Here is a 22,194-nt window from a genome sequence, read left to right as displayed (position 1 = left end):
TCATGAGCGAACTGCAGGACCGCATGGGGAAGGCGCTCAAGATGCGGGGAACGGTCACGGAGCGCGTGCACCAGCGTTTGCTGCTTCGGCTGGAATTCATGCGCGAGCACCCGCAGTTCGGGTGGCCGCGTACACCAACGCCGAGGGCCGTGCGTTCGACATCGCAGGGAGCACCGGCATGTCGCAGGCATTGGGCCGCAACCTCACGCCCGGCCAGGCCTTGGCCATCGACGCCTTCCGATCGGCCGGCATCGGCGGTGGGTACCGATTCGAAACGCTCCCGATTTCCATCAACGCCCTGCTCACGCGATCGACGCTGCAAGTGGGTGCGGCCCGCAGCGCCATGAATGCCGCGGACGTGGGCCTGGCCTGGAGTTCAACGTCTACACGGGACGGGGGGAAAGCTTCCAGACCTTCGTCGCGATGGTCATCGAGCTGTCGGTAAGACAGGGCACGGTGCGGGTGCGGCGCGCCGTCTGTGGCATCGATGCGGGGCGCGCGGTCAACCCGGGCTTGATCAAGGCCAACGTGGAAGGCGGCATCGGCTTCGCCTTGACCAACACCTTCAAGAGCAAGCTGACCTTCAGCAAGGGCGCGGTTCAGAAGAGCAGCTTTCACGACTACCCCTTGCTGCAGCTGGCCGAGATGCCGCGCGTGGAGGTGACCCTTCTGGAGAGCGACCGACCGCCCCAGGGTGTGGGCGAAGTGGTCCTCGGGCCCACGGCGCCTGCCGTGGCGGTGGCCATGTTCCAGGCCACCGGCCGGCGGTTCCGCTTGATGCCGCTGCCACAAACCGTGTAGTTCACACCAAGGGACGAAGTGCCTCCACGGCGCTTCGTCCCATGCAATTGCGCAACCAGTCCAGGACGCTTGCCGCATCCCCCACCGGTGCAGGCCGTGGCTCAGCGTCGAGAGCGGCTACTCCTTCTTGTAGCCGATCTCGGTAACGACTCGGCCCCACTGCTCATACGAGGTACGCAGCGACTTGGCAAAGCTCTCCGGCGTGGATGAGCGCGGTTCCCAGGCACCCTTTCTGAATTCCTCCTGGACCTCCGTTGATGCAAGTGCCTTGGTGATCGCGTCATTCAACCGTGTGACCACGGGTGCCGGAAGGTTCGCCGGGCCGAAGAACCCGATCCAGCTCTCGATGTCCAGTCCGGTGATGCCCTGCTCCCGCATCGTCGGCACATCGGGCAGCAACGGTGAACGCTGCGCTGCTACCGTGCCAATGATGTTGACCACGCCGGCCTTCACCAGCGCCAGTGCCGAGGGCGCCGTGGCGAACTGCAGCTGGACCTGCTGGCTGTAGAAATCCTTGCCCACGTCGTTCGACCCCTTGTAGGGAATGTGCACCATGGCCAGTCCAACTTGCTTGGCGAACATCTCACCGAACAGATGCGACGATGTTCCCGTACCGAAGGAGGCGTAGTTCAGTTGGCCAGGATGCGTTTTTCCGTAGGCCACCAGTTCCTTCACGCTGCGCACCTGCATGTTCTTGTGCACGACGAGGACCAGCGGTCCCAGCCCGCCCATCGATATGGGCGTGAAATCCCGGAACGGATCGAAGCTGATCTTCGCCATGGTGTGCGGCACCTGGGCCAGGGCTGAAGATGGTGCATACAAGATCGTATGCCCGTCGGGCGCGGACTTGGCCACTTCCATATTGGCGATCGTCATGCTCCCGCCCGGCTTGTTCTCCACCGTCACGGGCACGCCGAGGTCTTTGGACATCTGCAGACCCAGCACGCGTGCCTGCGCGTCTGACGGTCCGCCGGCCGGCAACCCCACGATGATGCGCAGCGGCTTGCCACGAATGGGGAAGTCGGCCGCGTGTACCGCACCGACACAAGTGGCTGCAACCACAAACGCTTTCGTGAGCGCAATCTTCCAGCAGTTCATCTAGTCTCCATTTTTTTGGGCCATCGAGGATCAAGAGGTATCGGCCAGGTCATCCTCTTGCAGCAATGCGGCAGTGAGCTTGCTCAGTGCCGCGTCGAGCGCCACGCGCTCGGATTCGTTCAACAGACACAGCAACCTCGCCTGCTCCTTGAGCGCGCGCGGCAGCACACTTCGCATCAGCTTGCGGCCGGCGGGCGTGATCGCCACGATGCGCCGCTTGGCATGCACCGGATCGGTGTGGCGCTCGGCGAGGCCTCTCTCGAGCAGAAGCGCCACCGCGCGGCTGATCGCCGCCTTGTCCATCAGGCTGGCCGAGGTCAGCTGACGCATCTCAATCGAATCGTGGCGGGAGATGCGCGACAGCACCCGCCATTCGGGTTGCGAAAGACCAGCAGGCTCCAGGTAGGCACGGATCGTCAGCCGTTGAACCAAGGTGTTCAGCCGACCCAGCCGGTAGCTCAGATAGTCCTCCATGGCGATGCCTTCACCGCTCTCGGACACCTCGCGCCAAACGGAATCTTTTCTGTTTTCCATATTCATTGTTGCTTTCTCAACATAAACATTAGAGGCTTTCTTTCTTTCAGTCAATCTATTTTTTCCTATACAGATGCCATGGTACAAACCCTGATGACAACATCATTTGCGCAAAATAACCTATCAAGTGTTGTTTCATCAACATAAGATCATCATGAGCCTCCTACGCGTTTACGACCCCACTGGCTACCCACCCTCCATCACACGCAAAACGCCTGCGCCGCGCCCGGACAGCCTGGATGGACGCACCGTCTATCTTGTAGACAGCCGCTTCGACGACTCGGCCAAGTTGCTGGAACAGATGCAAGTCTGGTTCGCCCGCCACATGCCCAGCACGACGACCAAGCTGGTCCAGATGGCCAGCTATTACGGCAAGGACGATCCGATTCTGTGGGAAGAGATCAAGGGGGCCAATGGTGTCGCGATTCTCGGCGTAGGCCACTGCAGTACCTGTGCGCCGGCTGTTTCGACGCATGCCGTGACCTTGGAGACGCGCTATGGGGTGCCCGCCGTCGCGGTGCACACCGACAAGTTCGTGAAGGTCGTCCAATCCACTGTGCGCATGGCCGGCCTGCCGCAGGCAGCGCTCGTCTTCGTGCCGCAACCCGTCATGGGCCGCACCGAGGCCGAGTTGGCCGCCTATGTGAACGGCCTGGACCCGCATACGGGCCGCCCCGTCATGCGGGAGGTCATGGAGGCTTTGACCGCCGGCCTGCGCGAACCGCGGGCCGAAGAACTGAAATACGAGCGCAACACCGCCCGATGGCTGGAACCCGCAGACGAAGAGAGCCTTCACGCACTGTTCCTGCAGAACCGCTGGACCGACCAGTTGCCCATCGTCTTGCCGACGGAGGAACGTGTGGCGGCCATGCTGGCCGCCACACGCCGCAAACCCGACGAGGTGGTCGGCCGTTTGCAGCCCACGCCGAACCGCGGCTTGTGGGAATTCACGGTAGAGAAGGTGGCCATCAATGCCGTCATGGCCGGCGCCAAGCCGGCGTACTTTCCTGTCATTCTTGCGCTGGCTGCCTCGGGTGTCACCGCGCGCGGCAGCACATCAAGTTCTGCCGCGGCCATGGTGGTAGTCAACGGGCCGATCCGCGCACAGATCGGCATGAATTGCGGCGTTGGTGCCATGGGTCCGTACAACCATGCGAACGCCACCATCGGCCGCGCCTATGGCCTGCTGTCGCAGAACCTGCAAGGCGGCTCTGTTCCTGGCGAGACCTACATGGGTTCATTGGGCAGCAACTACACCTACAACAGCATCACGTTCGCCGAAAACGAGGAGCGTAGCCCCTGGGAACCGCTGCATGTGCAAAAAGGGTTCGAGGCGCAGGACAGTGTGGTGAGCGTGTTCACGGGGTGCCGTTCTACCACCTTCAGCCTGGGCCTGCGCGAGCAGCACTGGCGCGAGCACGTCAAGGACATGCTGCTGGGCACCGATGCGATCACCGCCCCCACGCTGCTGCTGGACCCGATCGTCGCGCGCCAGTTCGTCGAGCGCGGCGGCTTCAACACCAAGCAAGCGTTGATCCGTTGGCTGCACGATACCGCCACGATGCCCGCCAAGCGCTATTGGGATCTGCAATTGGTGCAGAACTACATCTACCCGCGCGCCACCTTCGGCGACGAGCCCGTGGCAAGCCGGTTGAGGGCAGCTCCTGAACAAGAGATTCCGATCTTTGTGGAGAAGGACATTAACGTGATCGTGCTGGGTGGAGAGGCCAACGGCTACTGGCAAATGATGGGCGCCAAACACCAGGCTTCCGTCAACATCGATGACTGGCGCTGACATGGAAAAGTTCGATATTGCCGTCATCGGCGCCGGGGCCGCCGGACTGACAGCTGCGGCCTTCGCCGCGCGCGACGGTTGGCGCGTCGCCGTTGTGGAGGCCATGACCGCAGGCGGCCAGGTCAGCAACGTCGATGCGATCGACAACTACCCTGGCCTTCCTGCGGGAACGCCGGGCTACGAGCTGGGTCCGCTGCTGCAGGAGCAGGCCGCCGAAGCCGGGGCCGAGTTCGTGCTGGATACCGTATTGCGCGTGGACGGCGATGGCGACGACTACCTCTTGGCGCTGAGCGAGGGCCACCTTCGCGCCCGCTGCGTCATCGTGGCGGCCGGTTCGACCAAGCGCCGTCTGGGCGTCCCCGGCGAAGACCCCCTGTGGGGGCGCGGGGTCTCGCAGTGTGCCTCTTGCGACGGACCGCTGTTCCGCGGTCTGCGGGCCTGCGTGGTCGGCGGCGGTGACTCGGCCTTGCAGGAGGCCCTGCATCTGTCGCGCCACGCGAGCCGTGTGACGATCGTGCATCGCGGTGCGTCGTTCCGTGCGCAGCACGCTCTCGTTGCGAAGCTTCATCAGGCCGACAACGTCGACGTGCGCTTCAACACCACGGTCGAAGAGATCACGGGCGATTCCTCCGTCACGGGCGCGCGCCTGCGCGACACCGCAACCGGTGTGGACCAAGTGCTTGACGCCGAAGGGGTGTTCGTGTTCATCGGGCTCAGGCCCAACACCGCATTTCTGGGGCAACTGGCAGACCTTGATGGTCAGGGCCGAATCTCGGTCGATGCCCACATGCGGACATCGCGCCCCGGCATCCTGGCGGCAGGCGACATCCGCAGCGATTCCGCAGCGATGCTCGCGGCGTCGGCTGGGGATGGCGTCACGGCGGCACGGTCAGCCACAGCGTACCTGCGCAGGCGCGCCTCGTGACCGCCACCGACACCTCGACCTGAACAGCCAGTGCCGCGCCAGCCGCGCCCTGTGTGCGGCAGCGGACCGTGCAAGCCATCGAATCCAACCTACGAACCTGGCATCACCCGTCATGCGCACATCGACAGTCCACCCCACATCGTCGCGTCACGCGCGAGTCTTGATCCTCGGCTCCGGCCCCGCTGGCTACACCGCTGCCCTCTACGCCGCTCGCGCCAACCTCAAGCCCTTGCTGATCACCGGCACGGCCCAGGGTGGTCAACTCATGACCACCACGGAGGTGGACAACTGGCCTGCCGACGTGCAGGGGGTCCAGGGTCCAGACCTCATGCAGCGCTTCCTGCAGCACGCCGAGCGCTTCGACACGGACATCGTGTTCGATCACATCAACGTGGTCGACTTCTCCAAGCGGCCATTCACGCTCACCGGGGACAGCGGCACGTACACCTGTGACGCCCTGATCGTGGCCACCGGCGCATCGGCCCGGTACCTTGGCCTCGCGTCAGAGCAGCAGTTCATGGGCCGGGGCGTCTCCGGCTGCGCCACCTGTGACGGCTTCTTCTACCGCAATCAGGACGTTTGCGTGGTCGGCGGCGGCAACACCGCGGTGGAAGAAGCGCTCTACCTCTCGAACATCGCGCGCAAGGTGACCTTGGTGCACCGCCGCGACAAGTTCAAGGCCGAGCCCATTCTGATGGACAAGGTCGCCGCGAAGGTGACCGCCGGCAAGATCGATCTGCAGCTGTTCCACACGCTGGACGAGGTGCTGGGCGACGACAGTGGCGTCACGGGAATCCGCATCAGAAGCACGAAGGACGGCATGCAAAAAGATGTCCCGCTGCAGGGCTGCTTCATCGCGATCGGACACAGCCCGAACACGGACTTGTTCCAGCGGCAGTTGGACATGAGGGACGGCTACATCGTCACGCGCGCGGGCCTGCAAGGCTTCGCAACCATGACCAGCGTACCGGGCGTCTTTGCCGCAGGGGATGTGCAGGATCACGTTTACCGACAGGCCATCACCAGCGCCGGTACGGGTTGCATGGCCGCGCTGGATGCGCAAAGGTTCCTGGAGCAAGAGGTCGCGCTCTAGGCCCACCGCCCCTCTTGTTTTCCCGCCCGCACTGCCTGTTTCTACAGGCGGGTGGGCTCGCTTACGCCAGCGTGGCGCCTGGCACTTGTATTCATCAACCTAGGAGACAGAGACATGCACAAGAATCCCCACATCCTCGGCTTCGGCCTCGCGCTGGGCCTGGCCTGCGGCGGCGCCGCAGCGCAATCCAGCGTCACGCTCTACGGCGTTGTCGACCTGGGCATTCAGCACAGCCGGGCCGGAGGCGTCGGCAACACCACGCAGATGATCAGCGGCGGCAACGCGACCAGCCGTCTCGGCATTCGGGGCCGGGAGGACATGGGCGATGGCCTGTACGCGGGCTTCAACCTGGAGAGTTCGCTCAACGCCGACTCCGGCACCGGCCGCCCTTCCAACACCAACAACCAGGCCAGCGGCGCAGGCACGAACAGCGCAGGCCTCACGTTCGACCGCATGGCCTTCGTGAGCCTGGGCCATGTGCGCTACGGCGAGCTGCGGATGGGCCACGACTTCATGCCGCACCACTACAACAGCATCGTGTTCGACCCGTTCTCGGCTGTGGGCGTCGCGCGCGCCGGCAATCTCACGCTCTCCGCCGTTGGCAGCGGGCCGCTGTTCACCACCGTCACCGGCAGCAACACCGCCAGCTACTGGCTGCCCAAGGACATGGGGGGTGTCTACGGCATGGCCATGGTCGGCCTTGGCGAAAACGCGGCGGGCTCTCCCAACGAGCACGACGGCAACTTCGTCGGTGGCCGCCTGGGCTATGCGACCGGACCGTTCGACATTGCCGCCGCCGTGACCAGGACGCGCTATGCCATCACGCCCACGCTGGGCGACTACACGCATGCGAATCTGGGTGCCAGCTGGAACGCCGGTTTCGCGAAATTCTTCGCGCTGTACAACGTGGTCAGGATAGAGCAGCAGGCCGGCGACGTTCGCAAGCAGACCGTCGAGCTGGGCGTGCAGATCCCCATCACGGCGCAGAGCCGCATTCGCGCCAGCTACTTGCGCCTGGACGACCGCAGCAGCGCCGCGCTGGTCAATGCCAACGGCTCGCAGCGCAACGGCAACGACGCGCGACAGTTCGGCGTGGGCGTCGTACACGACCTGTCCAAACGCACGGCACTGTATGGCACCTATGCCAAGTTGCAGAACCGCGGCCAGGCGACCTACGTGCCCAGCGCCGCGCGTGCCCCGCTGGCCGGGCGGAACGTGTCCGCTCTGGAGCTGGGCGTGCGCCACGCGTTCTGACACTTCAGCAGAAGAGGCCCATGAGAAGTCGGCAACGCATCACTGGCCTGGCCGGGAGCACGACGTTGTAGCCCCTCAAGCTTCTCTGTACATGCCCTTTGATTTCGCCGCCTGCATGGCCAGCAGGTCCATCAGCACCGGGCTCAGGCAGTCGTAAGGCGTCAGGCCTTTGTCGAGGAGCGTCCGACGCACCTCGGCCATCCGTGCCGGCGGCGTGCCGCTCTCGATGATGGAAGACACGAAGGCGGCGAAGCCGGGGCCTTCCCAACCCGTGTCTTTCGAGAGCTCGGTGTGGATGAAATCCAGGCCGTGAAACGCGTGGTCCTTGTTCTCGATGCGCCCGTACAGGTGCGTGCCACAGGCCGTGCAGGCGTGGCGCTGGATGGGCGCCTTCTAGTCATGGGGTGTCTCCTTGAATGAATGGTTGACGGTTCAGAAATGCACCACCGTCCGGATCGACTTGCCTTCGTGCATCAGGTCGAAGGCTTCGTTGATCTCGCTGAGGTTGCGGGTGTGTGTGACGAACGGCGCCAGTTGAAGATCGCCCGCCATCGCGTCTCGCACCATGCCGGGCAGTTCGGTGCGCCCCTTCACGCCGCCGAATGCGGTGCCGAGCCACTTGCGGCCGGTGACCAGCTGGAACGGCCGCGTCGAGATTTCCTTGCCTGCGCCGGCCACGCCGATGACGACGGACTGACCCCAGCCGCGGTGCGCGCATTCCAGCGCCGCGCGCATCACGTTGACGTTGCCGATGCATTCGAACGAATGGTCCACGCCCCATCCGGTCATCTCCACAATGACCTGCTGGATCGGCTTGTCGAAGTCCTTGGGGTTGACGCAATCGGTCGCGCCGAAGGTCTTGGCCAGATCGAACTTCGAGGGGTTGGTGTCGACCGCGATGATGCGGCCGGCCTTGGCCAGCTTGGCGCCCTGCACCACGGCCAGGCCGATGCCGCCCAGCCCGAACACGGCCACCGAGTCGCCCTCCTGCACCTTGGCGGTGTTCTTGACCGCACCCAGACCGGTGGTCACGCCGCAACCCAGCAAGCAGACCTGCTCGGGGTTGGCTTGCGGGTCGATCCTGGCCAGGGACACCTCGGCCACCACCGTGTACTCGCTGAAGGTGGAGCAACCCATGTAGTGGTAGATGGGCTGGCCGTTGTACGAGAAACGCGTCGTGCCGTCGGGCATGACGCCCTTGCCCTGCGTCGCGCGCACGGCCACGCACAGGTTGGTCTTGCCGGACTTGCAGAACAGGCACTCGCCGCACTCGGCCGTGTACAGCGGGATCACGTGATCGCCGGGCTTCACACTGGTGACGCCTTCGCCGACCTCGACCACGATGCCCGCGCCTTCGTGGCCCAGGACGACGGGGAACAAGCCCTCGGGGTCCTCGCCAGACAAGGTGAAGGCGTCGGTGTGGCACACGCCGGTGTGGGTGATCCTGACCAGCACTTCGCCCTTCTGTGGTGGGGCGACGTCGATCTCGACGATCTGCAGCGGTTCTCCGGCCTTGAAGGCCACGGCGGCACGCGATTTCATGGTTCTGTCCTTGTGGTTGACTCGTAAAAGAGCACGCACAATATCGGCGACGGCCCACAAGCGATACCCATCGGCGCGTGCTTCGCACCGTGTTGGCCGCAGCGTCCAGCAGATTGGCCGAATCGGAACGGCCCGACCGACCAGGAAACGAATCCATCAAAACATGAACGACCCACTGCATTCCTCGCCCATCCGGGTCGATCTTGTCGTGTATCCGGGGTTCAAGGCGCTCGAGGCCGTCGGCACCATGAGCGTGTTCGAGTACGCCAACATTCACCTGGCGCAAGCCGGTCGCCCACCCGGCTACAAGGTGAGGATCGCGTCGACGCGGGTGGGTACCGTCGCCTCGGACCTGCTGATGTCGCTGGAAGCCACGAAGGCGGTGGACACGAACGATCTTCCCGACATCGCTGTCATCGTGGGGGCACGTTCCATTGAACAAGCGCTGGCGGCGAACCAACCCCTGGTGGAATGGGCCCGCAACGTGGCCCCCCGGATGGACCGGCTGGTCGGGCTGTGTTCGGGCAGCTTCTTCCTCGCGGAGGCGGGGCTGCTGGACGGTCTGCGCGCCACCACACACTGGAGCGCCGCGGGTCTGCTGCAGCGCAAGTTCAAGGACGTGAAGGTCGACGCCGACGCGATCTACATCCGCGCCGGGCATCTCTGGACATCGGCTGGCGTGACCGCCTGTATCGACCTGGCACTGGCACTGGTGGAAGAAGACTTTGGCCGTGCCCTGGCCTTGGCCGTCGCTCGCGATCTGGTCGTCTACTTGCGGCGCCCGGGTGGGCAATCTCAGTACAGCATGCACCTGGCGAGCCAGAACACGGTCCATCCAGGCATCCGCGAGGTTCAGGACTGGATTCTCTCCAACGTGGCGACGCCGATGATGCTGAGCGAGCTGGCGAAACGCGCGGCCATGAGCGAGCGCAATTTCCGCCGCGTGTTCATGAAGGAAGTGGGCATCGGGCCGAACCAGTACATTGACGCGGTCAGGCTCGACAAGGCCTGCGTGCTCCTGCAGGACGGTGACCTGCCCTTGAAGTCGGTCGCGGGCCGCATCGGATACGCCTCCGAACAGTCGCTGCGCAAACTGTTCCTGAAGCAATTGGGCGTCACCGCCGAGGAATACCGGGTGCGCTTCAGCAGCGCGCGTCGACATTCCGCTTGAAAGGCATGGGCTTGGGCCCGCTACTCCTTTTGCATCGAGGGTCGGCTGGCGGTGACATCGTCGGCAAAGAGATCAAACACCACGCCACGCAGCCATTGGCTGGCTGGTGAACGGTGGGCCTTGGCGTGCCAGAACGCGTTGATGGCAACATCCGGCAGCTTGACCGGATGTTGAACATAGGAAAGGCCGAACGGCTTGGCCAGCTTTTGCGCCAACCGTTCGGGCACGGTGGCAATCAACTCCGTGCTTTGCAAAATGTGCCCGACGCTCACGAAGTGCGGGACCGTGAGGCGGATCGGTCGGTCCACCCCGGCCCGGCGGATGAGCTCGTCGACCTTGCCATGGCCGGTGCCCGCCGACACGACCACCAGGTGCTCCGCCGCACGAAAGTCGGCGATCGACAGCTTCTTCTTGTCGAGCGCATGGCCCTTGTGCATGAGACACACATACTTCTGATGGAACAGCCGCCGCTGGAAGAATCCGGCCTTGAGTTGGGGCAGCAGGCCAATGGCCAAGTCGACCTTGCCGGACTCCATGTCTTCACGCAAGTTCACGGCCGTGTTGCGAACGGTGTTGAGATTCAGGCCAGGCGCTTCCCGGCTGAGGCGCTCGATGAGCGCCGGTAGAAAAACGATCTCGCCGATGTCCGTCATGCCGATCGAGACCGAGCCCTTGGCTTTGGCGGGGTCGAAGCGGATTTGTTGGTTCAATCCACTGTGGATCATCGCCAAGGCGTAGCCCACAGGCTCGGCGAGCTGCTCCGCGAAGGGGGTCGGGACCATGCCCGAAGGGGTGCGCAGAAACAGTTCGTCGCCCAGCAAACGCCGCAATTTGGCGAGCGAGTTGCTCACCGCCGGCTGGGTCAGTCCGAGGTTGTCCGCGACCTTGGCAACCTTGCGTTCCACCATGAGTTGCTGGAACAAAACGAGCTGGTTGAGGTCGATGTCGGTGAGTTCCATGGGCTGTCTCCTTCATCATTCTCAGTGATGATCTGTATTCACGCGATTCTATTGGCTGATTGGCTGCGGCGCGAGATCATGCGATCCCCACCGCACATAGACCCTCCGGTCACGCCATGGAAGTCCTTGTCCAACCCCTCAATCGCATCGTGCAGGTCGAGCCTGGTGCCAACCTCCTGGAAGCGCTGCGCGCTGCCCAGGTCCCGATGTCGTACTCGTGCATGGCGGGCCGGTGCGGCACCTGCCGGTGCAAGCTGTTGGCCGGCGACGTGCTGGAAGGTGGTGTCGACCAGCAGCGGCCCATCAATGGCGGTGATGCGTATGTATTGGCCTGCCGCACCTACATCACCGAGCCTTGCACCATCGAAATTCCGGAGCCCGACGAGGTCGTGGTTCACGCAGCGCGCATCGTCAAGGCCACGGTCGTCGAACTGGAAGACCTCACCCATGACATCAAACGCCTGGTGCTGAAACCGGCGAAGCCGATCGAATTTTCACCGGGGCAGTACGTACAACTGCAATTCACCCCCGACCACGCGCGGCCCTACTCGATGGCCGGTCTCAGCGACGACGGCATGTTCGAGTTTCATGTTCGCCTGGTATCCGATGGACGTGTGACCCGCTACATCGCCGATCAACTGAAGGTCGGCGATGCGGTGAAGGTGAGTGGCCCGCTGGGCTCCGCCTACCTGCGGCGTAAGCACGAGGCGCCCATTCTTTGCGTGGCGGGCGGGACGGGACTTGCGCCGATTCTCTCGATCCTGCGGGGCGCCATCGAGGGGGGCATGCGCAACCCCATCCACCTGTATTTCGGCGTTCGATCTCCCAAGGATGTGTATGGCGTCGAGCGGCTGAACGCACTCCAACGGGTGCATCCGGCGTTGAAGGTCCATGTGGTCGTGAGCGCGGGCGGTGATCCCGCCACGCAGCGGTGCGGGCTCGTGACGCAGGCCATCGAGCAAGACCTGGGTGATCTGGACGGTTGGCGAGCCTATCTGTGCGGGTCTCCGCCCATGGTCGAGGCCGCCACGCTGGTGGCCAAGACAAAAGGCATCGCGCCAGAGCATGTATATGCCGACGCGTTCTACACCCAAGGCACCTGAGGAGACCCACATGGAAGCCACCGCCACCCAGCCACAACGCCACACGGAGCGCGAGGCGTACTACGCGCGCATCGGCCAACACAGCATGACACCGCTGTGGGAGGTTCTCGGGGCATTGGTCCCCCCTCAACCGCGCTCTCCGATAGAACCCGCGCTCTGGCGTTATGCCGACCTTCGACAGCACGTGATGGAAGCCGGGCGTCTGATCACCGCGGAAGAGGCGGAGCGTCGGGTGCTCATTCTTGAGAATCCCGCGCTTCGGGGCCATTCGTGCATCACGCAGTCTTTGTACGCAGGGCTGCAACTCATCATGCCGGGCGAAGTGGCACCGGCGCACCGCCACACACAGTCCGCCTTGCGCCTTGTTCTGGATGGCGAGGGGGCCTACACCGCCGTGGACGGCGAGCGCACGACCATGCGCCGCGGCGACTTCATCATCACGCCCGCCTGGACCTGGCACGACCACGGCAATCTCGGCAACGAGCCCGTGGTGTGGCTGGACGGCCTGGACATTCCTCTGGTGCGGTTCCTCGACGCCGGATTTGCCGAGAAAGGCGAAGCCGAGTACCAGGCCGTCGTGCGGCCTGAGGGCGATGCACTGGCGCGCTACGGCGCCAACATGGTGCCTGTCGATTTCTACCAGCAGCCGGTCGAGCCCACCCGCTTGTTTGTCTACCCCTGGGAGCGCACCCTCGCGTCGCTCAAGGCCATCTCGGCAGGACCACCCGACGCGCACTTTGGCCACAAGCAGCGCCACATCAATCCGGCCACGGGTCGATCGCCCATGCCGACCATGGCGGCTTTCTCGCAGTTGATCCCGGCCGGCTTCGAGACCCGCCCCTACCGCTGCACGGACGGAACCGTCTATGTGTGCCTGGCGGGTAGCGTTGAAGCCTGCATCGAGGGCGTGACCTACCAGATGCACGAGAACGATGTGGTGGTCGTTCCCTCGTGGCACAGCGTGCAGTTCCGAGCCGGCGCCGAGACGGTGCTGTTCAGCTATTCCGATCGCCCCGTCCAGCAGGCATTGGGGCTGTGGCGCGAGCTCCGCGCCTGAGCCGGCGATTTCCTTTCAACGACCACGACACCAGTCCCCATGAACTACACCATCCCTCCCGTCCCTGTCACCTCGCTCGCCGTCGCCGGCATCGCAGAGCGCTTCCCGGTCAACCGGATCTTCTGCGTGGGCCGCAACTATGCGGCGCACGCCCGCGAGATGGGGAAGGACCCCGACCGCGATCCCCCCTTCTTCTTCATGAAACCGGCCAATGCCGCGGTCGACGCTTCCGTGCCGGTGAGCATTCCGTACCCACCAAAGACCACCAATTTCCATCACGAGATCGAGCTTGTGGTCGCCATCGGCAAAGGCGGCAAGAACATCGCCGCAAGCGACGCGCTGGAGCATGTCTACGGCTACGCCGTCGGCCTGGACATGACGCGGCGCGACCTGCAGCTCGATGCCCGGGACAAGGGCCGTCCGTGGGAGTTCGGCAAGTCGTTCGCGTTGTCGGCCCCGATCGGCGCGATCACTCGCGCCGCAGATGGCGGTCATCGGGAAGAGGGCGCCATCAGCGTCACGGTCAACGGAGGCGTTCGCCAGTCGTCCGATATCACCAAGCTGATCTGGTCGGTGTCCGAATGCATCGCCTACCTCAGCGAATACGAAACGCTCGAGCCGGGCGATCTGATCATGACCGGAACGCCCGAAGGCGTGAATGCGGTTGTCGCGGGCGACGTGATGCAGGGCGATATCGCGGGTCTGTCCGGCATCTCCGTCACGGTCGCGGCATGAAGTTCTGAGAGACGGTCAAGGCGGCCACAACGGCCCACAACGACTTCGATTCAAGGAGACAAGCGATGAACACATCGACCGGAACCTTTCCCGCCAGCATCCAATGGGAGTCCGAAGGCACGAGCCGAATTCCCTTCATGGCCTACACCGACCCGGCGCAACACAAGACGGAGCTGGAACGCTTCTTCTATACGAAGCACTGGAACTATGTCGGGCTGGAAGCCGAGGTGCCGAACGCGGGTGACTTCAAGCGCACCGTGGTCGGCGAGCGCTCGGTGATCATGGTGCGCGACGCGGACGGTGGCATCAGCGTGGTCGAGAACGTGTGTGCTCACCGGGGCATGCAGTTCTGCCGCGAACGCCACGGCAACAAGAAGGAGTTCGTGTGCCCCTACCACCAGTGGAGCTACACGCTCAAGGGCGACCTGCAAGGCGTGCCCTTCCGGCGCGGTGTGAAGCAGGACGGCAAGGTCAACGGCGGCATGCCGGCCGACTTCAAGACCACCGACCACGGTCTGAACAAGCTCAAGGTGGCGACGCGCGGCGGCGTGGTGTTCGCAAGCTTCGACCATGAGATCGAATCGCTCGAGGCGTTCCTCGGCCCGACCATCCTGTCCTATTTCGACCGTCTCTTTAACGGCCGGAAGCTGAATATTCTGGGCTACAACCGGCAGCGCATTCCCGGCAACTGGAAGCTGATGCAGGAGAACATCAAGGACCCCTACCACCCGGGCTTGTTGCATACCTGGTTCGTCACCTTTGGTCTCTGGCGCGCCGACAACAAGAGCGAGTTGAAGATGGACGCAAGGCATCGGCATGCGGCCATGATCTCGACGCGCGGACAGTCGGGGAAAGCCGACCAGGTGACGCAGGTGTCCAGCTTCAAGGAAAGCATGGAACTCAACGATCCGCGCTTCCTCGACATCGTGCCCGAGCCATGGTGGCAAGGGCCGACGGCCGTCATGATGACGATCTTTCCGAGCGTGATCCTGCAGCAGCAGGTCAACAGCGTCTCCACACGCCACATCCAGCCCGACGGGCATGGCTCTTTCGACTTCGTCTGGACCCATTTCGGTTTCGAGGACGACACCGAAGAGATGACGCAGCGCCGCCTGCGGCAGGCCAACCTGTTCGGCCCTGCCGGCTTCGTGTCGGCCGACGATGGCGAGGTGATCGAGTTGTCGCAGATGGGCTTCGAGCAGAAGCCCTACCACCGCACGCTGGCCGAGCTCGGTGGCCGCACCGCCGAGGAAACCGACCACATGGTGACGGAGACATTGATCCGTGGCATGTACGAATACTGGCGCGAAGTGATGGAGGCCGACGCATGAGCACCCCTGTCGACATCGGCTTTGCCGACTACCTGCAGCTCACCCAGCTATACGCGGACTACGCCCAGGCCGTCGATTCCGGCAACTGGGATCTCTGGCCCGAGTTCTTCACCGACGACGGCATCTACAAGCTGATACCGCGCGAGAACCATGAGCGCGGCTTCCCGCTGGCAACGCTGTTCTTCGAGAGCAAGGGCATGTTGAAGGACCGCGTTTACGGCATCCGGGAAACGCTGTTCCACGACCCGTACTACCAGCGCCACTTGGTCGGCGCACCGCTGATTCACAAGGCCGAGGCCGATCGTTTCGAGGCCGAAGCCAATTACGCGGTGTTCCGCACCAAGCTGTCGCAGGAATCGACCGTCTTCAATGTCGGCCGCTATATCGACGTGGTCGTGCGCACGCAGCAAGGCCTGAAGTTCGCGTCGCGGCAATGCGTGTACGACAGCGAAATGATCCCGAACTCCATCATCTATCCGATCTGATCGGGAGAACCACCATGAGCGATACCCCAACTTCCCCCGACTGGTTCGATGCCGCTGCCGAGGACGCAGTGCCCGAGGACGACGTGATCGGCGTGGACGTGGCCGGCCGCGACATCGCCCTCTACAAGGTCGAGGGCAGCGTCTACGCGACCGACAACACCTGCACCCACGGCCAGGCGCGTCTGTGCGACGGTTTCCTGGAGGGCCATGAAATCGAATGCCCACTGCACCAGGGCAAATTCGATGTCCGTGATGGCCGCGCCACCTGCGCGCCGAGTGTCGTGGATGTGCGCAGCTACCCGGTCCGCATCGAAGGCGGGCGCGTCTTCCTGCACATGAGCCATCGCCTTTCAAGCGGAGCTTCTCCCGGAAGCGTTTTCGGGCAAGGTGACCCTTCCCCTGGATGACCCATCGCCAAGGGGATCGCGGCCGGTACGTAACCTTGTGCAATCGCCGCAAGCGTCGCGGCCTGCTCACGCGCGAAATCGCGGCTGTTGGTGCTGGATCTATAAGGCGCCGGCCATGTCACCGAGTGGTTGGGCTGGTCATTGACGTCGATGGAGGCCAGCCGAATGCGAGATCCGGTCTGTCCGTGAGGATCTGGCTCAGCACGCGGGCCAGGGGCTTCTCCGAGGCTGTCTTTGGTATGGCGTCCAAAGGCAGCACCTGCTGCAGGACCACGGGCCGGGTCAAGGCCGCGTGAAGGGCCGCGACAGCGTGCTTCCCGTTGACAGCCGACGCCTGCTTGAAGACGACCGCCGCCACCACGTCCGACTCCCCGGGGACGCGAGACGCTGCGGGCACCCCGAACACGAAGACGTCATCGACCAGCGCCGTTTCGGCCAATGTCTTTTCAATGGACGCGGCGTCGATGAAGTCGCCATTGCGGCGGATACCGTGTCCCATGCGAAAGTCGAAGAACAGCCAGCCGTTCGCATCGGCATGCACCACGTCGCCGGTCCACAGCCATCCGCCGCGGCACTTGGCTTCGGACGCTTCGGGATCGTCCACATAGGACACCTGGAAAGGCGTGCCGTCTGACGAGCGGATCAGCAGCTGGCCACGCTCCCCAGGTGCCACGTCTTGCCCCGCGTCATCCACGATGCGCGTGCTCAGCGCGGGTGGCGGCTTGCCGATGCTGCCGATGGGGCCGACCCCTGGCGGCTTCATCGTGAGGCCTCCCTCGGCGGTACCGTAGAACTCGAGCAGGCTCACGCCGAAACGGTGCTCGAAGTCATTCCAGATGGCGGCAGGCATGCCGGCAGAAACCACCAGGCGCACCTGATGATCGCGATCGGCAGGCGTTGGGGGGTCGCAGTAGATGGCGGTTGTCATGCCACCGAGCAAGGTCAGGCTGGTGCACCGGTGCTCACGAACCGTGCTCCACATCCGGCGCTTGCTGAACCGCCGCGAGAAGACCACCGGCAGCCCGCGAACCAAGGCCGCGCCCAGTGTCACCAGCTGGGCGTTGGCATGTGTCAGCGAGAGTCCGGAGTACAGCGTGTCACCCGGGCCGTACCCGAAGGCCATGGCCGCCATTCGGGCTGTGTCGGTGAATTTGCGGTGGCTGTACGCGATGCCTTTGGGGTTCCCGGTGGTTCCCGAGGTGAAGAGGATCTGCATGTCCTCATCGGCGGGACGGCGAAGCGCGGCGAGTTCCGACGACACCGTGGCCGCTTGCAGGCTGCTGAAAGGGGCCACACCCTCGGCAGGGGCCAGGGATGGGTCGTCCAGCACGGTGATCAAACGCAAATCGGGACAGGCGTCGCGCACCGCCAACGCACTCTGCAATGCTTGCGGCTCCGCCACCAGAAGCGAGCAACGGGTTTTGGTCAGCATGTAGGCCAGCCGCTCGGGGGGCGTGCGTGGGTCCATCGGAACCAGCGTGAGTCCGATGATGCCGCTGGCGATCAGCATCTCCACGAATTCCGGGTGGTTGGCCATGAGAATGGCCGCCCGTTCACCCTGGTGAAAACCTTGTCGGGACAGGCCTGCAGCAAGCCGTGTGGCGGCAGCCCACAGCTGCGCATAGGTGCGATGCTCGACACTTTCCGCGTTCGGGGCGGCATGGTCGACGAAGGTCAGCGCCAGGTCATCGCCGCGCTCGCGCGCCAGGGTCTCCACCAGATCGGCGATCGTGTGCATGGTCGCTAGTGCCATTCTCAGTCTGCCTTGATGCCTTTTTCCCGGATCAGCTTGCCCCACTGCGCAGACTCCTGGGTGGTCAACTGGTCCAGCTCGCCCGGCGTCGATCCTTGGGGGTCAATCCCCATGTCACCGAGCCGCTTGCGCAGTTCGGGCTCCTGCAGCGTGGCCTGGATCGCGCGAGACATCTGGTCCACCGCATTCGCCGGCGTGCCAGCAGGTGCCCAGACGGCGTTCCAGCCGGTGAGCTCAAAACCTGGCACCGATTCTTTCAAGGTCGGAACCGCAGGCAGTGCGCTCATCCTGGTGCCCGTCGTGACCGCCAAGGCCTTCACCTTGCCACTGCGCACCAGAGGAACGGCCGATGACTGCGTTTCGATCTTGACGTGGATCTGATTGGCCATGAGGTCTGTGTTGGCCGCCGCGCTCGTGCGGTAGGGCACATGCAGCAGATCGATCCCGGCGCGTTGCTTGAGCAGCTCCATGCCCAGGTGGGGGGCACTGCCATTGCCAAAGGACGCATAGGCCAACGCACCAGGATGGGCGCGAGCATGTTTGATCATGCCCGCCACATCGTCGAAAGGCACTGTCGTGCTGGCGATGAGCACATAGCCCCCCTTGGATATCAGGCTCACCGGCGCGATACCGCGCACCGGGTCGTAGGGGAGCTTGGTGTAGATGTGCGGATTCATGGTCAACAGCTGGTTGAATCCGAAGAGAAAGGTGTAGCCGTCCGGTGCTGCGTTCAGGGCTTTGTCGGCGCCCAGGATGCCGGAGGCGCCCGGGATCGGTTCGACCACGATGGGTTGACCCAGGCGCTGCCCCAGCCGATCGCCGATCAACCGGGCCATGACATCCGGGCCGCTGCCCGCGCCGGCGGGAACGATCAAGCGGATGGGCTTGCCGGGCCAGGTGGTTTGTGCCAACAGGGGCGATGCCACCGCGATGCCGGCAAGACAGGCCAGCACATGCCGGCGGTTGAGAAGAGTGCGTTTCATGTCGTGGTTCCTTTGGGTTCTTGAAGGTTTTCAGTGGCTGCCAGTGCCCAGGAGCGTCACGCATGCGACGGCCTCCTCGTTGCCGAGGAATCCGCCGCCGTTCTCTGCGAGTGCCACCCGTGCGCCGGCGACCTGGCGCAAGCCCGCCTGTCCGCGAAGTTGTTGGGTCAGCTCCACCAGCTGCATCAAACCGGTGGCGCCGATGGGGTGACCCTTGGATTCGAGCCCGCCCGATACGTTGACGGGAAGCGCGCCGCCGAGCGTCGTTGCACCGGATTCGGCGAAGCGTCCGCCTTCGCCTTGCGCGCAGAAGCCCAGCGCTTCTGTTTGAAGAATTTCCCCGAACGCGGTGGCATCGTGCACTTCCGCAACGTCGACATCATCGGGACCGAGGCCCGCGCGTTCATAGGCCGCATACGCGGCCCTTCGCGTGATCGCCAGGTCGACATCTTCATCGCGGCGGTTCAAGCCACTGACCAACTCACACGCCAGCACGTCAACGGGCGCGGCGGCAGACAGCTTGCGCAGCCCGTCGGCGTTGCAGACGACCACCGCCGCGGCCCCGTCGCCGATCGGGGCGCACATCGGAAGGGTGAGCGGATAGGTGATGGCACGGGCCGCCAACACCGCGTCGATGGACCAGGCATCGCGGTACTGGGCGAGCGGGTTTTGGACCGAGTGGGCGTGGTTCTTGGCCGCCACGCAGGCCAGCTGACGCTGCGTGAGACCATGGCGCTGCATGTGGTTCACGGCAAGCGCGGCATAGATGTCCATGAAGACGCTTCTGTCCGTTGGAGGGACCGTGGCCTCAGGGGTGCCGGCCGCGGCCTGGAGCGATGCCAGATACGCCAGCAGTTCGTCGCGGCGCGTCACGTCGAACCCACCGCCAAAGACCTCGAAGGACTTTTGCTTGTTGGCGTCGTACAGCTTCTCGGCGCCCACGGCGAGCGCGATGTCGGTGCTGCCCGCGCGCACGCTCTGGCATGCGAGCCAGAAGGCGGTCGAGGCGCTGGCACAGGCATTCTCGACGTTGACGATGGGCACGCCAGCGATGCCCAGTTCGCGCAGAACGACCTGGCCGGCCACCATGTGCTGGCCTTGCAGGTACGAGGCCGCCACATTGGAAAAATACGCCATGCCCACCTGCGCCCCGGTGGCCCCCGCATCCGCCAGCGCCGCGCGCACCGCCGTTGCGGTGAGCTGGTGCAGCGTGGTGTCGGGAAACTTCCCGGTGGGTGTCGTGCCGACGCCCACGATGTAGACCGCGGCGCTCATGCGCCGTCTTTCTGCGTGGAGCGGGACGCGACGATCGTGTTGTCCAGTATGCCGATGTGCTCGGCTTCCAGCTCGATCCGATCCCCCGGCTGCAGCAGCCGACCGGTCTCCACACCGCAACCCCGTGCGAACGTGCCCGATGCAAAAACCTCACCCGCGTGCAAGGTGCAGGACCGGCTGGCGTAGGCGATCAATTCTTCAAAGCCGAGTTCCATGCTGGCCGTGCTGTCCACGGTCTGCGTCTCCCCGTTGAGTCGCGAAGTGACACGCAGCTTGTACAGGTCGGGCAACTCGTCCAGCGTGACGATGCACGGACCCAGCGAATAGGCGCCATCGAAGTCCTTGCTCTTGCCCGCGGGTTGGCCTTCCGCCGCCTGCACGTCGCGGGCCGTGAAGTCGTTGAACAGGGTTACACCCAGAATGAAATCGCGCGCCCGGTGTTGGGAGATGTCCTTGCCCGTGCGGCCCATCACGATGGCGAGTTCCAGTTCGTAGTCGAGTTTCTGCGCAAAGGCGGGCCATTCGATGGCCTGGCCAGGCCCGGCAAGATTCAGCGGGTTGGCGGTGTAGAAGCGCGGCACGCTGAACCAGTTGGCGGGCAGGTCCAGTTGACCTTCTTGGCGCGCCGCCTCCAGGGCCGCCGCGGGATCGGGGCTGGCCTGCGCGCGTTGACGCGCACGCATTTCGAGGAAGAACTTCGGGTGCGCGGTCATCGTGCCCCAATCTCGCATCAGGGGCGGGCGTTCGAGCGGCGTCAGCAACGCATAGCCACCGGGGGGCACTTCGTTCGCGTTCCCGGGCCGGTGTTCATCGGCATCGCGGCGCGCCTGCACGAGCGCGTCTTCGCCACCTGCGATGAAGGCGGCCATGGACGAAAAGCGGGTGTCACCCGCATGTCGGGTGGTCAGGCAGAGGATGGCTCCATCGCCCTGAAGGACGCCGAGTCGGGGCGGCTGCTTGGGCGTTGTTCGGTACGTGACGAGTTTCATGGCGTCTTCTGGTGGTCGGGGAGAAAGGCGACCGCACGGGCGGGCGCGGCGCTGGTGCGCGCAAGCTTGATCGGAAAGAAACCGACATGGAAACCACTGGCGGGAAGCGCCTCCAGGTTGCAGAGCTGCTGAACGATGAAGGCCTCGCGCTCCGTGATGGCCTTGTGCGCGTCCCAGAGGTACTGGCGGTCGCCGGTGCGGTGGAAATCCGCCGCCATCGTGGCAAACGGTCGATCCCAACCCACAGCGTCGGTGCCCAACACCTTGGCGCCCAGGCCCGTGAGATGCAGCGTGCTGTCGCGCGTCATGCCGGGGTACTGGAAAAAGCCAGGCTCCCCGATCCGAAAGCGTTCTTGCCCGGTGCGCAGCAACACCGCATGGCCGGCGATGTCGCTCACGCCCGCCGCGTCCATCGCCTCTTTCAGCATGGCCGGTGTGATCGCACCGCAAGGCTCCACCATGGAGCGCAAGTCGAGCACGACGCCCGGGCAGTAGAGCTCGTCCAATGAAATCTGATCGATCGTCCGGGCCGGTTGGCCAGCACAGCGGGAGCCACTGTGCATCGGCGCGTCCACATGCGTGCCGCAGTGCGAAGACATGTCCGTCAAGACCTCCGACCCCCAGCCTTCCCCGTCCGGGAGGTCTTCGTATGTGCAGCCGAAAAACGCGCAGAAGCGGTCCTTGCCTTCGGCCGCGTCGGGGCGCTGGTATTCGATCCTGGGGGCGACAACGCCGGCGGCTGCGCGCAGGGGTGGTGGCAGAAGGTCGCGGTCCTGGGGGTCTAGCAGTGTGCTGAGGTCGATAAGTTTCATGTTTATACGTCCGTGTAATTTGAGTTTATACGGTCGTATGATTTTCTGTCAACAGGCAAAATGGCCCCACCGATTTGAGCGCTCGACCGCGA

Annotated in this window: 22 protein-coding genes and 1 pseudogene; 13 read left to right on the top strand and 10 right to left on the bottom strand. The window is 64.2% G+C overall.

What is annotated here, in order from left to right; translation table 11 throughout:
• The first annotated feature begins 121 nt into the window (after nt 1-121).
• Both FFS09_RS31140 and FFS09_RS15690 read left to right on the top strand, forming a co-directional pair.
• A complete protein-coding gene (locus FFS09_RS31140) occupies nt 122-445 on the top strand; it encodes a hypothetical protein (protein WP_252374390.1) in 324 nt (107 codons plus the stop codon).
• Nucleotides 424-801 carry a molybdopterin cofactor-binding domain-containing protein gene (locus FFS09_RS15690; protein WP_252374387.1) on the top strand — a complete coding sequence of 126 codons (378 nt, stop codon included), beginning with the start codon at nt 424-426 and terminating at the stop codon, nt 799-801. The genes FFS09_RS31140 and FFS09_RS15690 overlap by 22 nt, the downstream gene beginning before the upstream one ends.
• Before the next feature lie 117 nt (nt 802-918).
• Here the strand turns inward: FFS09_RS15690 and FFS09_RS15685 are convergent, their stop codons facing one another.
• Nucleotides 919-1,899: a Bug family tripartite tricarboxylate transporter substrate binding protein gene (locus tag FFS09_RS15685; RefSeq protein ID WP_137919828.1), complete on the bottom strand. Its 981-nt coding sequence runs from the start codon at nt 1,897-1,899 to the stop codon at nt 919-921.
• Nucleotides 1,900-1,929: 30 nt separating this feature from the next.
• The gene (locus FFS09_RS15680; protein ID WP_137919827.1) at nt 1,930-2,487 is read right to left on the bottom strand and encodes a MarR family winged helix-turn-helix transcriptional regulator; all 558 of its coding nucleotides are present in this window, start codon (nt 2,485-2,487) and stop codon (nt 1,930-1,932) included.
• A 100-nt stretch (nt 2,488-2,587) separates the two neighbouring features.
• On the opposite strand from FFS09_RS15680, the gene FFS09_RS15675 reads away from it, so the two are divergent.
• The 4 genes from FFS09_RS15675 to FFS09_RS15660 all read left to right on the top strand — a co-directional run bounded on the left by FFS09_RS15675 (nt 2,588) and on the right by FFS09_RS15660 (nt 7,500).
• Nucleotides 2,588-4,228, top strand: coding sequence for a UGSC family (seleno)protein (locus FFS09_RS15675; RefSeq protein WP_171020049.1), 1,641 nt, complete (start codon nt 2,588-2,590; stop codon nt 4,226-4,228).
• Nucleotide 4,229: 1 nt separating this feature from the next.
• On the top strand, nt 4,230-5,153 hold the full coding sequence (locus FFS09_RS15670; RefSeq protein ID WP_171020048.1) for an NAD(P)/FAD-dependent oxidoreductase: 924 nt from the start codon (nt 4,230-4,232) through the stop codon (nt 5,151-5,153).
• 112 nt (nt 5,154-5,265) lie between these two features.
• Nucleotides 5,266-6,246 carry a thioredoxin-disulfide reductase gene (gene trxB / locus FFS09_RS15665; RefSeq protein WP_137919824.1) on the top strand — a complete coding sequence of 327 codons (981 nt, stop codon included), beginning with the start codon at nt 5,266-5,268 and terminating at the stop codon, nt 6,244-6,246.
• A 114-nt stretch (nt 6,247-6,360) separates the two neighbouring features.
• Entirely contained in the window at nt 6,361-7,500 is a 1,140-nt protein-coding gene (locus FFS09_RS15660) for a porin (protein ID WP_137919823.1), read from the top strand.
• 75 nt (nt 7,501-7,575) lie between these two features.
• Here the strand turns inward: FFS09_RS15660 and FFS09_RS15655 are convergent.
• Together FFS09_RS15655 and FFS09_RS15650 are read right to left on the bottom strand one after the other, a co-directional pair.
• Nucleotides 7,576-7,893 (bottom strand): annotated as a pseudogene (locus tag FFS09_RS15655) (S-(hydroxymethyl)glutathione synthase); the annotation flags it as partial.
• 39 nt (nt 7,894-7,932) lie between these two features.
• Entirely contained in the window at nt 7,933-9,042 is a 1,110-nt protein-coding gene (locus FFS09_RS15650; RefSeq protein WP_137919822.1) for an S-(hydroxymethyl)glutathione dehydrogenase/class III alcohol dehydrogenase, read from the bottom strand.
• Between the two features lie 163 nt (nt 9,043-9,205).
• On the opposite strand from FFS09_RS15650, the gene FFS09_RS15645 reads away from it, so the two are divergent.
• A complete protein-coding gene (locus tag FFS09_RS15645) occupies nt 9,206-10,213 on the top strand; it encodes a GlxA family transcriptional regulator (protein WP_137919821.1) in 1,008 nt (335 codons plus the stop codon).
• 20 nt (nt 10,214-10,233) lie between these two features.
• On the opposite strand, the gene FFS09_RS15640 is transcribed toward FFS09_RS15645, so the two are convergent.
• Nucleotides 10,234-11,172, bottom strand: a complete 939-nt coding sequence (locus FFS09_RS15640; protein ID WP_137919820.1) for a LysR family transcriptional regulator — start codon at nt 11,170-11,172, stop codon at nt 10,234-10,236.
• Nucleotides 11,173-11,288: 116 nt separating this feature from the next.
• Between FFS09_RS15640 and FFS09_RS15635 the strand changes: the two genes are divergently transcribed.
• From FFS09_RS15635 to FFS09_RS15610, 6 genes are all read left to right on the top strand, one after another.
• A complete protein-coding gene (locus tag FFS09_RS15635) occupies nt 11,289-12,275 on the top strand; it encodes an FAD-binding oxidoreductase (protein ID WP_137919819.1) in 987 nt (328 codons plus the stop codon).
• 10 nt (nt 12,276-12,285) lie between these two features.
• A complete protein-coding gene (gene gtdA / locus FFS09_RS15630) occupies nt 12,286-13,332 on the top strand; it encodes a gentisate 1,2-dioxygenase (protein WP_137919818.1) in 1,047 nt (348 codons plus the stop codon).
• 39 nt (nt 13,333-13,371) lie between these two features.
• The gene (locus FFS09_RS15625) at nt 13,372-14,067 is read left to right on the top strand and encodes a fumarylacetoacetate hydrolase family protein (RefSeq protein ID WP_137919817.1); all 696 of its coding nucleotides are present in this window, start codon (nt 13,372-13,374) and stop codon (nt 14,065-14,067) included.
• A gap of 65 nt (nt 14,068-14,132) precedes the next feature.
• Complete coding sequence (locus FFS09_RS15620; RefSeq protein ID WP_137919816.1) at nt 14,133-15,398, top strand: aromatic ring-hydroxylating dioxygenase subunit alpha; 1,266 nt, start codon at nt 14,133-14,135, stop codon at nt 15,396-15,398.
• Nucleotides 15,395-15,883: an aromatic-ring-hydroxylating dioxygenase subunit beta gene (locus tag FFS09_RS15615; RefSeq protein ID WP_171020047.1), complete on the top strand. Its 489-nt coding sequence runs from the start codon at nt 15,395-15,397 to the stop codon at nt 15,881-15,883. The genes FFS09_RS15620 and FFS09_RS15615 overlap by 4 nt, the downstream gene beginning before the upstream one ends.
• Nucleotides 15,884-15,897: 14 nt before the next feature.
• Nucleotides 15,898-16,290 (top strand): non-heme iron oxygenase ferredoxin subunit, encoded by a 393-nt coding sequence (locus tag FFS09_RS15610; RefSeq protein WP_137919815.1) that lies wholly within the window; start codon nt 15,898-15,900, stop codon nt 16,288-16,290.
• Nucleotides 16,291-16,408: 118 nt separating this feature from the next.
• On the opposite strand, the gene FFS09_RS15605 is transcribed toward FFS09_RS15610, so the two are convergent.
• Genes FFS09_RS15605 through FFS09_RS15585 form a run of 5 tightly spaced genes read right to left on the bottom strand, consistent with a single transcriptional unit; the run spans nt 16,409 to nt 22,102 of the window.
• Nucleotides 16,409-18,043, bottom strand: a complete 1,635-nt coding sequence (locus tag FFS09_RS15605) for a class I adenylate-forming enzyme family protein (RefSeq protein ID WP_137919814.1) — start codon at nt 18,041-18,043, stop codon at nt 16,409-16,411.
• Between the two features lie 2 nt (nt 18,044-18,045).
• Nucleotides 18,046-19,026 (bottom strand): Bug family tripartite tricarboxylate transporter substrate binding protein, encoded by a 981-nt coding sequence (locus FFS09_RS15600; protein WP_137919813.1) that lies wholly within the window; start codon nt 19,024-19,026, stop codon nt 18,046-18,048.
• Between the two features lie 30 nt (nt 19,027-19,056).
• Entirely contained in the window at nt 19,057-20,301 is a 1,245-nt protein-coding gene (locus FFS09_RS15595; RefSeq protein WP_137919812.1) for a thiolase family protein, read from the bottom strand.
• Complete coding sequence (locus tag FFS09_RS15590) at nt 20,298-21,290, bottom strand: fumarylacetoacetate hydrolase family protein (RefSeq protein ID WP_137919811.1); 993 nt, start codon at nt 21,288-21,290, stop codon at nt 20,298-20,300. Before FFS09_RS15590 ends, FFS09_RS15595 begins: the two co-directional genes overlap by 4 nt.
• Complete coding sequence (locus tag FFS09_RS15585) at nt 21,287-22,102, bottom strand: cyclase family protein (protein WP_137919810.1); 816 nt, start codon at nt 22,100-22,102, stop codon at nt 21,287-21,289. The genes FFS09_RS15590 and FFS09_RS15585 overlap by 4 nt, the downstream gene beginning before the upstream one ends.
• Nucleotides 22,103-22,194: the final 92 nt, after the last annotated feature.

Source organism: Hydrogenophaga sp. 2FB (assembly GCF_005503365.1).
Lineage (GTDB): Bacteria > Pseudomonadota > Gammaproteobacteria > Burkholderiales > Burkholderiaceae_C > Hydrogenophaga.
This window is presented reverse-complemented; position numbering and strand designations above follow the sequence as displayed.

Excerpts from the sequence above, each read along its gene's own strand:
- FFS09_RS15690 (WP_252374387.1), top strand. The coding sequence starts at position 424 with ATGGTCATCGAGCTGTCGGTAAGACAGGGCACGGTGCGGGTGCGGCGC.
- FFS09_RS15685 (WP_137919828.1), bottom strand. The coding sequence starts at position 1,899 with ATGAACTGCTGGAAGATTGCGCTCACGAAAGCGTTTGTGGTTGCAGCC.
- FFS09_RS15675 (WP_171020049.1), top strand. The coding sequence starts at position 2,588 with ATGAGCCTCCTACGCGTTTACGACCCCACTGGCTACCCACCCTCCATC.
- FFS09_RS15670 (WP_171020048.1), top strand. The coding sequence starts at position 4,230 with ATGGAAAAGTTCGATATTGCCGTCATCGGCGCCGGGGCCGCCGGACTG.
- trxB (WP_137919824.1), top strand. The coding sequence starts at position 5,266 with ATGCGCACATCGACAGTCCACCCCACATCGTCGCGTCACGCGCGAGTC.
- FFS09_RS15660 (WP_137919823.1), top strand. The coding sequence starts at position 6,361 with ATGCACAAGAATCCCCACATCCTCGGCTTCGGCCTCGCGCTGGGCCTG.
- FFS09_RS15650 (WP_137919822.1), bottom strand. The coding sequence starts at position 9,042 with ATGAAATCGCGTGCCGCCGTGGCCTTCAAGGCCGGAGAACCGCTGCAG.
- FFS09_RS15645 (WP_137919821.1), top strand. The coding sequence starts at position 9,206 with ATGAACGACCCACTGCATTCCTCGCCCATCCGGGTCGATCTTGTCGTG.
- FFS09_RS15640 (WP_137919820.1), bottom strand. The coding sequence starts at position 11,172 with ATGGAACTCACCGACATCGACCTCAACCAGCTCGTTTTGTTCCAGCAA.
- FFS09_RS15635 (WP_137919819.1), top strand. The coding sequence starts at position 11,289 with ATGGAAGTCCTTGTCCAACCCCTCAATCGCATCGTGCAGGTCGAGCCT.
- gtdA (WP_137919818.1), top strand. The coding sequence starts at position 12,286 with ATGGAAGCCACCGCCACCCAGCCACAACGCCACACGGAGCGCGAGGCG.
- FFS09_RS15625 (WP_137919817.1), top strand. The coding sequence starts at position 13,372 with ATGAACTACACCATCCCTCCCGTCCCTGTCACCTCGCTCGCCGTCGCC.
- FFS09_RS15620 (WP_137919816.1), top strand. The coding sequence starts at position 14,133 with ATGAACACATCGACCGGAACCTTTCCCGCCAGCATCCAATGGGAGTCC.
- FFS09_RS15615 (WP_171020047.1), top strand. The coding sequence starts at position 15,395 with ATGAGCACCCCTGTCGACATCGGCTTTGCCGACTACCTGCAGCTCACC.
- FFS09_RS15610 (WP_137919815.1), top strand. The coding sequence starts at position 15,898 with ATGAGCGATACCCCAACTTCCCCCGACTGGTTCGATGCCGCTGCCGAG.
- FFS09_RS15605 (WP_137919814.1), bottom strand. The coding sequence starts at position 18,043 with ATGGCACTAGCGACCATGCACACGATCGCCGATCTGGTGGAGACCCTG.
- FFS09_RS15600 (WP_137919813.1), bottom strand. The coding sequence starts at position 19,026 with ATGAAACGCACTCTTCTCAACCGCCGGCATGTGCTGGCCTGTCTTGCC.
- FFS09_RS15595 (WP_137919812.1), bottom strand. The coding sequence starts at position 20,301 with ATGAGCGCCGCGGTCTACATCGTGGGCGTCGGCACGACACCCACCGGG.
- FFS09_RS15590 (WP_137919811.1), bottom strand. The coding sequence starts at position 21,290 with ATGAAACTCGTCACGTACCGAACAACGCCCAAGCAGCCGCCCCGACTC.
- FFS09_RS15585 (WP_137919810.1), bottom strand. The coding sequence starts at position 22,102 with ATGAAACTTATCGACCTCAGCACACTGCTAGACCCCCAGGACCGCGAC.